The 12,817-nt window shown below is 36.8% G+C and carries 12 protein-coding genes and 1 riboswitch; all 12 genes read left to right on the forward strand.

The annotated features are described in order from the left end of the window. Positions 1–3 precede the first annotated feature (3 nt). The 12 genes from ACWPVE_RS13245 to ACWPVE_RS13300 all read left to right on the forward strand — a co-directional run bounded on the left by ACWPVE_RS13245 (position 4) and on the right by ACWPVE_RS13300 (position 12,603). Positions 4–864: a MetQ/NlpA family ABC transporter substrate-binding protein gene (locus tag ACWPVE_RS13245; RefSeq protein ID WP_453994062.1), complete on the forward strand. Its 861-nt coding sequence runs from the start codon at positions 4–6 to the stop codon at positions 862–864. A 187-nt stretch (positions 865–1,051) separates the two neighbouring features. After that, positions 1,052–1,177 (forward strand): hypothetical protein, encoded by a 126-nt coding sequence (locus ACWPVE_RS13250; RefSeq protein WP_453994064.1) that lies wholly within the window; start codon positions 1,052–1,054, stop codon positions 1,175–1,177. A gap of 494 nt (positions 1,178–1,671) precedes the next feature. Further along, the gene (gene sufC, locus ACWPVE_RS13255) at positions 1,672–2,457 is read left to right on the forward strand and encodes a Fe-S cluster assembly ATPase SufC (protein WP_453994066.1); all 786 of its coding nucleotides are present in this window, start codon (positions 1,672–1,674) and stop codon (positions 2,455–2,457) included. Between the two features lie 17 nt (positions 2,458–2,474). Beyond that, positions 2,475–3,782, forward strand: coding sequence for a Fe-S cluster assembly protein SufD (gene sufD, locus ACWPVE_RS13260; RefSeq protein ID WP_453994068.1), 1,308 nt, complete (start codon positions 2,475–2,477; stop codon positions 3,780–3,782). Then, on the forward strand, positions 3,782–5,002 hold the full coding sequence (locus ACWPVE_RS13265) for a cysteine desulfurase (RefSeq protein WP_453994070.1): 1,221 nt from the start codon (positions 3,782–3,784) through the stop codon (positions 5,000–5,002). Before sufD ends, ACWPVE_RS13265 begins: the two co-directional genes overlap by 1 nt. Further along, positions 4,992–5,438, forward strand: a complete 447-nt coding sequence (gene sufU / locus ACWPVE_RS13270) for a Fe-S cluster assembly sulfur transfer protein SufU (RefSeq protein WP_453994072.1) — start codon at positions 4,992–4,994, stop codon at positions 5,436–5,438. Before ACWPVE_RS13265 ends, sufU begins: the two co-directional genes overlap by 11 nt. A 56-nt stretch (positions 5,439–5,494) precedes the next feature. Beyond that, positions 5,495–6,892 (forward strand): Fe-S cluster assembly protein SufB, encoded by a 1,398-nt coding sequence (gene sufB, locus ACWPVE_RS13275; RefSeq protein WP_453994074.1) that lies wholly within the window; start codon positions 5,495–5,497, stop codon positions 6,890–6,892. A gap of 120 nt (positions 6,893–7,012) precedes the next feature. Further along, positions 7,013–7,867 carry a DUF72 domain-containing protein gene (locus ACWPVE_RS13280; protein ID WP_453994076.1) on the forward strand — a complete coding sequence of 285 codons (855 nt, stop codon included), beginning with the start codon at positions 7,013–7,015 and terminating at the stop codon, positions 7,865–7,867. 34 nt (positions 7,868–7,901) lie between these two features. Next, entirely contained in the window at positions 7,902–9,305 is a 1,404-nt protein-coding gene (locus ACWPVE_RS13285; protein WP_453994078.1) for a bifunctional metallophosphatase/5'-nucleotidase, read from the forward strand. A 116-nt stretch (positions 9,306–9,421) separates the two neighbouring features. Continuing rightward, on the forward strand, positions 9,422–9,724 hold the full coding sequence (locus ACWPVE_RS13290; protein ID WP_453994080.1) for a YunC family protein: 303 nt from the start codon (positions 9,422–9,424) through the stop codon (positions 9,722–9,724). Positions 9,725–9,896: 172 nt separating this feature from the next. Further along, the gene (gene yunB / locus ACWPVE_RS13295; RefSeq protein ID WP_453994082.1) at positions 9,897–10,610 is read left to right on the forward strand and encodes a sporulation protein YunB; all 714 of its coding nucleotides are present in this window, start codon (positions 9,897–9,899) and stop codon (positions 10,608–10,610) included. A 92-nt stretch (positions 10,611–10,702) separates the two neighbouring features. Then, positions 10,703–10,886: riboswitch (Lysine riboswitch) on the forward strand. A 133-nt stretch (positions 10,887–11,019) separates the two neighbouring features. Beyond that, positions 11,020–12,603: a Na+/H+ antiporter NhaC family protein gene (locus ACWPVE_RS13300; RefSeq protein ID WP_453994084.1), complete on the forward strand. Its 1,584-nt coding sequence runs from the start codon at positions 11,020–11,022 to the stop codon at positions 12,601–12,603. Positions 12,604–12,817 lie beyond the last annotated feature (214 nt).

A 12,817-nucleotide genomic window follows, 5' to 3' on the forward strand; every position in this document is an offset into this window, starting at 1 on the left:
TCGATGAAGAAGTTTTTACAGTCAATTCTAGTAGTAGCATTTGTACTAGCACTTGCTGCATGTGGAACAGCAGATGAAGAAGGAACAAAAGAAAACAACAACGGTGGAGCTGAAGGAGAATCCGAAAATGTAACCATTACAATCGGAGCTACACCAGTACCGCATGTAGAGATTTTAGAAGAAGCAAAACCTCTATTAGAGGAAAAAGGAATTACGTTAGATATTAAGGAATTTACTGATTATGCAATTCCGAATAGAGCTTTAAGTGAAGGCGACTTAGATGCAAACTATTTCCAACATATTCCTTACTTAAATAAAGAAGTTGAAGAAAAAGGCTACGAAATTGTAAACGCTGGTGGCGTTCATATTGAACCAATTGGTATTTTTACAAAAAAATACAAATCTATAGATGAGATTCCAGATGGCGCAACATTAATTATGAGTAATTCAGTTGCTGACCATGGCCGCGTACTTGCAATGTTAGAAAGAGAAGGGCTTATTACATTAAAAGAAGGAATTGAAAAAGTAAGTGCAACTCCTGATGATATCGTTGAAAATCCAAAAGAACTTAAATTTGAAATGGAACTTGATGCAGCGCTCCTAACAAAAGTGTATGAGGGAGAAGAAGGAGACCTAGTTGCAATTAACGGTAACTATGCACTAGATGCTGACTTAAATCCAACTACAGATGCTCTAATCGTTGAATCTCCAGAGGATAACCCTTATGTGAACATTATTGCGGTTCCTCAAGGTGAGGAAAATAGTGATGCGATTCAAACATTACTAGAGGTTTTAGGATCAGAAGAGATTACTAAATTTATTGAAGAAAAATATAGTGGATCTGTTATTCCAGCTAAAGAATAAGAGGAGAGGTTGACCAGTGGATGGTCAACCTTATATTTGTTTTATAAAGCAAATTTGGAGTAAATCCAAGGATATGAAAGGTATTTATTGGTTTGTTACTTATAATGGATCATTCATTTTCACTATGCCTTTTTCATTAGAGGAATCGAAGAATATACGTGAATACCGTATTTGAGGAAGTTTCAAGGTGATGTTACCATTATATTTGTATCCAACAAAAAAGAAGGGATTGGTTCGATATCAATCAAATCCGTTTGAATTATACGGGCGAAATGGAAAAGGCAATGCATCAGGCTCATGGGATTGGATATAAGGATTATTGTCAAAAATTAGACGAGCGCATGCGAATTGAGGAATGTCGTGAACGGGATTATAAAAAGAGTCTAACGATAGTAGCTCAAATTCATCGAATTATACAAAGGTAGAGTTATAAATCTAGTTCTAACCCAGTGTCAACATGCTGGGTTTTTTATTATATTGAATGAATTTATAGAATTAGTGAAAAATATATCCAGTATTGAGTAACGTAGCCCCTTCATCCTTACATATCTTTTTAAATTATGTTATCTTAGTGTTGGACAAGATTTAAGCGAAAATTTTCTCATTTAGCTCTCATATTTAGTCTTTTCAGACCAACCTAATTTAATAACCTTACATAATAGAAAATGTATTCCTGATGCCAAAGTGTAAAGGTTGATATCAGATTGAATTTGATATAAGATTGTAATGAGTATAAAATGAGAATGAAGTTTTGACTTAATTTGTCAATTCTATACAAATATTTTTTGTCTAATGGAGGTAGTTGTAATGGCAGGATCAACTTTAGTTATTAAGGATCTTCATGTCGAGATTGAAGGCAAGGAGATTTTAAAGGGAGTTAACCTTGAGATAAACGGTGGAGAAATTCACGCAATTATGGGACCAAATGGTACAGGTAAATCAACTTTATCATCTGCAATTATGGGTCACCCTAAGTATGAGGTTACAAAAGGTAGCGTTACACTTGACGGTGAAGATGTTTTAGAAATGGAAGTTGATGAGCGTGCACGTGCTGGTCTTTTCTTAGCAATGCAATATCCAAGTGAAATTGCTGGAGTTACAAATGCTGACTTCCTTCGTTCTGCAATTAATGCACGTCGTGAAGAAGGCGACGAAATCTCTCTAATGAAATTTATCCGCACTATGGATAAAAACATGGAAAAGCTAGAAATGGATCCTGATATGGCTCAACGTTACCTGAACGAAGGCTTCTCAGGTGGGGAAAAGAAACGTAATGAAATCCTACAATTAACAATGCTTGAGCCAAAGATTGCAATTCTTGATGAGATTGACTCAGGGCTTGACATTGATGCATTAAAAGTTGTTTCTAAAGGAATTAATGATATGCGCGGAGAAGAGTTTGGTTGCTTAATCATTACTCACTACCAACGCTTACTTAACTATATTACACCAGATAAAGTACATGTCATGATGCAAGGTCGTATCGTTAAATCTGGAGGACCAGAGCTTGCACAACGCCTAGAAGCAGAAGGATATGACTGGATTAAGCAAGAACTAGGAATTGAAGATGAAACTGTAGGTCAAGAAGCGTAAGCGTTAGGAGGATAATGATGACAATCGAAACGAAATTACCATTTGATAAAGATTATGTCAGAGGTTATTCGTCTACTCTTGGTGAACCAAGCTGGCTTGCGGAACTTCGCTTACAAGCTCTTGAAAAAGCTGAAGATCTTCCAATGCCAAGACCAGACAAAACAAAAATTGATAAATGGAACTTTACACAATTTACAAATCATGTTGTGGAAAGTGCACCTTATAACTCAATTGACGAATTACCAGAAGAAATTAAATCACTTATTGATATTGAAGAAGAAAAGAATATATATATTCAACGTAATAACACTCCAGCATTTATTTCTCTTACAGAAGAGGTAAAAGCAAACGGCGTTATTTTTACAGATATTCATACAGCTGCTCGTGAACATAGTGACCTTCTTCAAAAGTATTTTATGACAGAAGCTGTTAAAGTGGACGAACACCGTTTGACAGCACTACATGCTGCGTTAGTAAATGGTGGGGCTTTTGTATATGTTCCTAAGAATGTTGAAGTAACTGTTCCATTACATGCAGTATTTATTCAAGACAACGGTGAAGCAGCTACTTTCAATCATGTTATTGTAGTGGCTGAAGATAATAGTTCTGTTACTTATGTTGAAAACTATCTTTCTACAACAGATTCTGTAGATACAATTGTAAATATTGTTTCAGAAGTAATTGTTGGTGCCAATGCAAAAGTAACATATGGAGCTGTTGATGCGTTAGCAACAGGAAACACTACTTATGTTGCTCGTCGCGGTGTAGTCGGTCGTGACAGTAAAATTGAATGGGCTCTTGGACTTATGAATGATGGTGATACGATTTCAGAAAACATCACTCATTTAGTTGGGGATGGCTCACATGCTGATTCTAAAACAGTTGTTGTAGGTAGAGGAGAACAAAAACAAAACTTTACGACTAACATTACGCACCATGGTAAAAATTCAGAAGGATATATTTTAAAACATGGTGTCATGAAGGACAGCGCAAGTTCGATCTTTAATGGTATTGGAAAGATTGAACATGGAGCTTCTAAATCAAATGCAGAACAAGAATCAAGAGTATTAATGCTAAGTGAGAAAGCGCGTGGGGATGCAAACCCAATTTTACTAATTGATGAAGATGATGTAACAGCAGGTCACGCTGCATCAGTTGGTAGGGTTGACCCACTACAATTATATTATTTAATGAGCCGTGGTATACCGCAAGAAGAAGCAGAGCGCTTAGTTATCCATGGATTCCTTGCACCAGTTGTAAAAGAACTTCCAATTGAAGGTGTTAAAAAGCAACTCGTAGAGGTAATTGAAAGGAAAGTAAGATAATGAATATCCAAGATATTCGCTCTATGTTCCCAATCTTAAATCAGGAAGTTAATGGCAGACCACTTGTCTATTTAGACAGTGCTGCCACTTCTCAAAAGCCCGTGACTGTTATCGAAACGCTTGATCGATACTACCGAGAATATAACTCCAATGTCCATCGCGGGGTTCATACTCTTGGTACAAAAGCAACCGATGCTTATGAGAATGCTCGTGAAAAGGTTCGTAAATTTATCAACGCTTCTTCTATTCAAGAGATTATTTTTACCCGGGGAACGACAACTGCGATTAATACAATTGCGGAAAGCTACGGGCGTGATAATCTCGTAGAAGGCGATGAAATTGTTATTACTTATATGGAACACCATGCTAACATTATTCCTTGGCAGCAAATTGCCAAACGCACTGGTGCGAAGTTGAAATATATTCCTCTGCAAGAGGATGGTTCAATTGATCTTAAGGATGTTGAAGCAACAGTAACTGAGCAAACCAAAATTGTGTCTGTTATGATGGTTTCTAATGTACTTGGAACAATAAACCCAATCAAAGAAATTACTGAAATTGCACATCGAAATGGAGCAATCATGGTCGTTGATGGCGCACAAGCTGCTCCACATATGAAAATAGATGTAAAAGACCTGAACTGTGACTTCCTTGCTTTTTCTGGCCATAAAATGTGCGGACCAACGGGTATTGGTGTATTGTATGGTAAAAAAGAATTGCTTGAAAAAATGGAACCAGTTGAAACTGGTGGCGAAATGATTGATTTCGTAGATCTTTACGAATCTACGTGGAAAGAGCTTCCTTGGAAATTTGAAGCTGGAACACCAATCATCGCTGGCGCAGTCGGACTAGGTGCTGCAATTGACTTTTTAGAGGATATTGGCCTAGATAATATTTTAGAATATGAACACAATTTAGCTAATTATGCGATGGAACGTTTATCAGAGATTGAAGGACTTACGATTTATGGTCCAAAACATCGTGCTGGATTGGTCACATTCAATATTGAAGATGTACACCCACATGATGTTGCTACAGTCTTAGATGCAGATGGTATTGCGGTCAGAGCAGGTCATCATTGTGCTCAACCATTAATGAAATGGCTAAAAGTGTCTGCTACTGCTCGTGCAAGTTTTTACCTCTATAATACTGAAGAAGAAATTGATAAACTAGTTGAAGGACTCATAAAAACAAAGGAGTATTTCAGCAATGGATTCTAGGATAAATCTTGATACCTTGTACCGCCAAGTGATTATGGATCACTATAAAAAGCCTCGCAATCGTGGAGTTATTCAAGATGGTGCTTTAACGATTGACATGAATAACCCAACCTGTGGTGACCGCATCCATCTCACTTTAAAGGTTGATGATGGAATTGTTCAAGATGCAAAATACGATGGTGAGGGATGTTCTATCTCTATGTCATCTGCATCGATGATGACCCAAGCGATAAAGGGCAAAAAAATTGAAGATGCACTAAAAATGTCACAAATCTTCTCAGAAATGATGCTAGGAAGAGATTATGATGATAGCATTGATTTAGGAGACATTGAAGCACTTCAGGGCGTTTCAAAATTCCCTGCACGAATTAAATGTGCAACATTAGCATGGAAAGCAATGGAAAAGGGATTTAAGAACGAACAAAATGAATCGTGAGTGAAGAACTCTAATCGTGGTTAGAAGTATCTCTCACAAGAATGGAGTGAAGTAGAATGGCAAAGAAAATGCCTGAAATTGGCGATTATAAATATGGCTTTGCAGATAAAGACGTTTCCATCTTCCGTTCAGAACGTGGTTTAACAAAGGAAATTGTTGAAGAAATTTCCCGCATGAAGGAAGAGCCTCAATGGATGTTAGATTTCCGCCTTAAATCCTTAGAGCACTTCTACAATATGCCTATGCCACAGTGGGGTGGAGACTTAAATAGCTTAAACTTTGATGAGATTACGTATTATGTAAAACCATCCGAGAAATCTGAAAGATCTTGGGATGAAGTTCCTGAAGAAATCAAAGCTACATTTGATAAATTAGGAATCCCAGAAGCGGAACAAAAATATCTTGCTGGGGTTTCAGCACAGTATGAGTCAGAGGTTGTATACCACAATATGAAGGAAGACCTTGAAGATCTAGGAATCGTATTTAAAGATACAGATTCAGCTCTTAAAGAAAATGAAGACATTTTCCGTGAGCACTGGGCAAAAGTTATTCCTCCAACAGATAACAAGTTCGCTGCATTGAACTCTGCTGTTTGGTCTGGTGGATCATTTATCTATGTACCACCAGGTGTAAAAGTTGATACACCACTGCAAGCATACTTCCGTATCAACTCTGAAAACATGGGGCAATTCGAGCGTACATTAATCATCGTTGATGAAGGTGCAAGTGTACACTATGTTGAAGGGTGTACTGCTCCTGTTTATACAACAAACTCACTTCACAGTGCTGTTGTTGAAATCATCATTAAGAAAGATGCTTATTGCCGTTATACAACGATTCAAAACTGGGCAAATAACGTGTTTAACCTTGTAACTAAGCGTGCGGTATGTGATGCCAATGCTACGATGGAATGGGTAGATGGTAATATTGGTTCAAAATTAACCATGAAATATCCAGCAGTCATCCTTCGCGGTGAAGGAGCTCGTGGTATGACACTTTCTATCGCGATTGCTGGTAAAGGTCAGCACCAAGATGCTGGTGCGAAAATGATGCACCTTGCTCCAAATACAACATCATCGATTGTATCGAAATCCATCTCTAAACATGGTGGTAAAGTAACATATCGTGGTATTGTACACTTTGGTCGTAAAGCAGATGGCGCGCGTTCAAATATCGAGTGTGATACGTTAATCATGGATAATCAATCAACTTCTGATACAATTCCATATAATGAAATCTTGAATGACAACATTTCACTAGAGCATGAAGCTAAAGTATCTAAAGTATCTGAAGAACAATTATTCTATTTAATGAGCCGTGGTATTTCTGAACAAGAAGCAACTGAAATGATCGTAATGGGCTTCATCGAGCCATTTACAAAAGAACTTCCAATGGAATACGCTGTTGAAATGAACCGCTTGATCAAGTTCGAAATGGAAGGTTCTATTGGTTAATAAGAACACATGCAATAACTCGTTTGAGAGCCTCTCAAGCGAGTTATTTTTATACATAAACGGGTTATATGATTTTAAGGTAAAAGACAGCTAACAGCTAGTCGAATGGAGGTGACTCCTATGATTTATATTGGTGTAACTGGTTGGGGAGATCATGATTCCCTATATGCGACAGGAACATCATCAGGTGATAAACTAAAGGAATATGCTGGTCATTTTCCAATTGTGGAAGTGGATGCATCTTTCTATGCTATCCAACCAAAACGTAATGTGGAAAAATGGGTGAGAGACACACCAGAGTCTTTTCAATTCATTGTAAAAGCGTATCAGGGAATGACTGGTCATCAGCGTGGTGAAATTCCGTTTAAATCGAAAAAAGACATGTTTGATGCTTTTCGTTTATCACTTGAACCGTATCAAAAAGCAAATAAGCTTTCCATGGTTTTATTTCAATTTCCACCGTGGTATGATTGTAAACGTGAAAATGTTGATTATTTAAGATGGTGTAAAAAACAAATGGGAGATATACCTGTAGCCCTTGAATTTCGCCATCAATCCTGGTTTTCACCACAATTAAAAGAACAAACGTTGCACTTCATGAAACAGGAAGGTTGGATACATAGTATTTGTGATGAACCACAGACAGGCTCTGGCTCTATTCCGACAGTCCTTCATCCAACAAATCAACAAAAAACACTTGTAAGATTTCACGGACGCAATGTACACGGTTGGACGAAGCCAAAGGCAGGTAACTGGCGTGAGGTGCGTTATTTATATAAGTACAATAGAGAAGAATTAGAAGAATGGGTTCATCATATTCAACAATTGAATCAAGCAAGTGAATCCATCTATGTGTTATTTAATAATAATTCAGGTGGAGATGCTGCAGAAAATGCAAAGCAATTTATCGATATGCTCGGAATTGAATACCATGGATTAGCTCCAAGGCAATTAGACTTATTTAGTGATTCTTAATTAACAATGCTAAGATAAGAAGGTGGTGAAGGAATTGATTGAAACATTACATATTTATCATACAAATGATCTTCATAGCCATTTTGACCGATGGCCAAAAATTACACAGTATATTACTGAAAAGCGACAACTTCACCGCCATAACGATGAAGAGATGCTTTTGCTTGATATTGGGGACCACATTGACCGATTTCATCCAATTTCAGAAGCTTCGTACGGAAAAATAAATGTAAAACTTTTAAATCATTTGAAATATGATTATGTGACAATTGGAAACAATGAAGGAATTACAATGTCCTATGATCACTTAGATACCCTGTATGAAAATGCTGAATTTAAGGTGTTGCTTGCGAACCTTTTTGATCGAAATGGAAATTTGCCAGACTGGGCTCAGCCCTATGAAATTCACGTGATGCCAAGTGGTTTTAGAATAGGAATTATCGGTTTAACTGTTCATTACATTGGTTTATATAAATTGCTCGGTTGGAACATTAAAGATCCTTTCGTTGTGTTGCGTGAAACCCTAAATGAATTAGAAAATAAAACTGACATGATTTTGTTAATGTCACATTTGGGAATTAATGAAGATGAACAAATTGCCAGAGAATTCCCGGAAGTTGATATCCTGCTAGGCGCACATACACACCACCTCTTAGAAACAGGGAAAAGAATCAACAATACCTTGCTATGCTGTGCTCAAAAGTACGGAAATTATATCGGACATGTTACTTTAAAAATTGATACAGTGCATAAAAAACTGATCGAAAGTGATGCAAGCGTAATTCCAACCAAATTACTTCCAGAAAGCCAGGAAACGAATGAAATCCTATCCTGTTTTCTTCAAGAAAGCAAGCAAGCGTTACAAGGAGATGTAATTGCAAGAATTGATGAACCTCTCATTAGTGACTGGTTCTCGGAAACTTCGTTTTCAAGGCTATTAGCTCAAGTAATTCGAGAATGGTGTGATGGGGATGTATCAATGGTAAACTCGGGACTATTGCTTGATTCGCTTCCAAAAGGAGAGGTAACAAGAGAGGACCTTCATCGAATCTGCCCTCACCCAATCAACCCATGTAAGGTTTGGGTAAAAGGGAATGAACTAAAGGAAATCATTTTACAAGCAAACACTGAGAAAATGGAGCAACTTAAAATTAAAGGCCTAGGTTTTCGTGGAAAGGTCATGGGCAAAATGGTGTATGACGGATTACAGTTTAAGACAATAAAAAGGGCAGATGGCTTAGTCCGAATCACTGAAATTAAAATCAATGGTGAGGATCTTGACCCTGACAAAACATATTCACTTGCAACTATAGATATGTTTACTTTTGGATTACTGTTTCCTGTCATTCGAGATGCGAAAGAAAAAAAGTATTACATGCCAGAATTTCTGCGAGATTTATTAGCTGAAAAGATCAAACAAATTGGCCACATGCTCTAAGGAGTATGGAGCTAGAACCTAAGGTAGTAGCCAAATATAGGGCTTTGACAGCACCCAATTCTAACACATATCCCTTTTCCAATACATAAATTAGTAAGGAAAGGAGTGTGCTAGGAATGGTCTCAATGACACCAATCGTAATTGATAATCATCAATTTACAGCCATTACCGTTAAACTTCCTAAGACAAATTTTATGGCAGTAACAAATGAAAATGGCTATATTATGTGTGGAGCACTCGACGTTGCACTGTTAAATGATAAGCTCAAAGAGCGAGGTATCATTGCTGGTAGGGCAGTTGGTGTTCGAACAATCGAGCAATTACTGGATGCCCCTCTTGAATCAATTACGTTTGAAGCGGAAAAACGAGGCATCACAGTTGGTATGAAAGGCAAGGACGCCTTATTAAAAATGGTTTAAAACTATCTTATGACAAGAACAACTGAAATGCTTTTCACTATAAATTGAAGATTATTGATGCATTTAAAAAGTTATCGTACATCCCACCTTACTTGCATACAAATAGCTTGTGAGGGGGGATTTTCGTTTGGCAAAATATAGAGGTCGCCTACAGCTTAGAAGGAGAGGGCCCTTGCCTTTTCGATACGTTTTTTTATTAACAATTGTTTTTTTTATCCTTTCAACTGTAATCGGGGTATATATTGTGAACAAAGCGATAGAACCCGCACTCATGGCATATGCAGAAAATGAAACAAAGAAAATGGCTGCAACTGTAATAAAAAATGCAATTAACCAACAAATAAATGATGATGAATTGAACCAAGAGGAATTAAGCATTTTTCAGACTGATGATAACGGAAAAGTAATTAGCTATAACACACAAGTCGTTAATCAAATGGCAACAAAAACACTTGGAAATATAGAAAGATATTTAAAGCATGTAAATGAAGGGGAACTAAACCAACTAGAGTACCCAGATTTAGAAATTGAAACCGATGAGAGAACTGGACAAACAGGATTTGTATTTAGAGTTCCACTTGGAGAAGCAACAAACAACGCAATCTTAGGAAATTTAGGTCCAGAAATACCAATTTACTTTCATATGATTGGATTTGGAAAAACAACACCACAAGGAAGAATTGATGAGTGGGGTATTAATAATGGGTGGTTCCAGTATAATGTGTTGGCAACAGTAACAATGCAAGTTATTTTACCTTTTAAAACAAGTGAAGTAGAAATAGAAACTATCATACCTATCATCAATCAAAATATTATGCATGAAGTTCCGCAATTTTATAACAATGGTGGTGAAACATCACCATCTATTGAGTTTCCTCCAAATTAACATTAATTACTATATTGGTATAGTTGATTAATAGAAAGATATACGCTATACTACAGTAGGACTAAAAAACTTCATATATCACCTTATCGGATCGATGGGGTAGAGGTGCGGAAAATAAGAGTAGGCTATGTGAGGATGACAACAATGATCATAGTTGAAAGGATATTTCGCCGAAGCAAAAACAAACGCGTCAACGTTATTTTTGTTGGGGTTGCCTTGAAAATAGGTAACACTGTCATTATAGAAAGATATCTATAATGGAGGGCTACTGATCGTGATGGAGGATAACATAACATTACTAAGAGTAATGATAGTTATTTTCTATCATTTACTCTTTTTTTTTCGCGAAAATGAGTATCTTCTTCACTTCTCCTGCCCTCCATAAAATTTTATTTTGGAGGAACACGTCATGTCTGGAACCATTTATTCAATTATCCCACCCATTATTGCTTTACTTATGGTTGTTTTAACACGTCGAGTTTTACTGTCTTTGGGAATAGGTATTGTTTCCGCTGCATTTGTATTACATGGAAATGTCCTAAAGGAAGAGGGAGTAGAAACTTGGCTACAAGACATCTTTCTCACCATTTGGACAAGTATAAAATCCGTATTTGTGTCTGACGGCGCATTAAACTCTTGGAATGTATATATCATTTTATTTCTATTTATATTAGGAATTATTACAGCCTTTATATCAATTACAGGTGGTAGTCGGGCCTTTGGAGCTTGGGCACAAACAAAAGTTAAAACAAGAACGGGCTCACAGTTACTAGCAGCTGTTTTAGGAATCCTGATTTTCATTGATGACTACTTTAATGCTTTGGCAGTCGGCCAGGTTAGCAAGCCAATTACAGACCGCAATAAAGTATCTCGTGCAAAACTTGCATATATCATTGACTCAACATCTGCGCCAATTTGTGTTGTATCTCCAATTTCAAGTTGGGGTGCATATATTATTGCAATTTTGGCTCCTATTTTAGCAACACATGGTTTAACGGAGTATTCACCATTATCTGCATTTATACAGATGATACCAATGAATTTATATGTAATGATTTCTATTTTAATGGTGATTGCTGTTGCTATTTTCAATATTAATCTCGGTAGTATGAAAACTCACGAAAATCGTGCAATCGAAACAGGAGAACTTACAGATCCAGAAAAACCAGTTCTGGGAGAATTAAAGCAAGAATTACCTCAAAGTGAAAAAGGTACTGTTGGTGACTTAGTGTGGCCAATTGTAGCGCTAGTTGTTGGTACTGTGGGCTCTCTCATTTGGACAGGTTATAAAGCTTCTGAAGGCAAGGTAACGATTTTTACCATTTTTGAAAATACGGATGTAACTAGGTCGCTCTTAAACGGTGGAACTTTGGGTATTATTGTTACACTTATTTTGTTCTTTGTTCAAGTCTATTCGAAAAATACGTTATCTATTGGACTTCTTCCTAAAGGGATAATCGAAGGTATTAAATCGATGCTTCCAGCTGTTTATATACTTATTTTTGCTTGGGTAATAGTTGATTTAATTGGACAGATTGAAACAGGAAAATATCTAGCGGGTCTTGTCGAAAACTCTAACTTAAATACTGCCTATTTACCTGTGATTTTATTTGTTGTAGCAGGCTTCATGGCTTTTGCGACAGGAACGTCTTGGGGCACGTTTGGGATGATGCTTCCAATTGCTGGGGACATTGCGGCTGCTGCAGATATTCAGTTATTACTTCCAGCCTTAGCGGCAGTACTAGCTGGTGCAGTCTTTGGTGACCACTGTTCACCAATATCGGATACAACAATCTTATCGTCTACAGGTGCGGGGAGCCATCATATCGATCACGTGATGACACAGCTTCCATATGCAATTTCATCTGCAGTTATTGCTGGTATTGGCTATGTTGTGCTAGGTCTAACGGGCAATACATTATTTGGATTGTTTACTGCTTTAGCATTATTTATTTTGTTTGTTTTCATCATGAAAAATAAGCAAAAAGTTTAAAATTGTTATCCTATTTTACAAGTAAATCTAAATTAATACGTGTGAGGCATGGGAAATAGAACCATAGCCTCACTTTTTTATATTGTAATTTGAATTAGAAAATAACTTTTGACATAAGGTTCTAGACTGGCTATACTAATAAATAGATTATAATAAATAATCTGAAAATATAAAAATTTCCAACATAGCCTTAGTACTAAATGACTATTACGGT

This window comes from Bacillus nitroreducens (assembly GCF_964021195.1).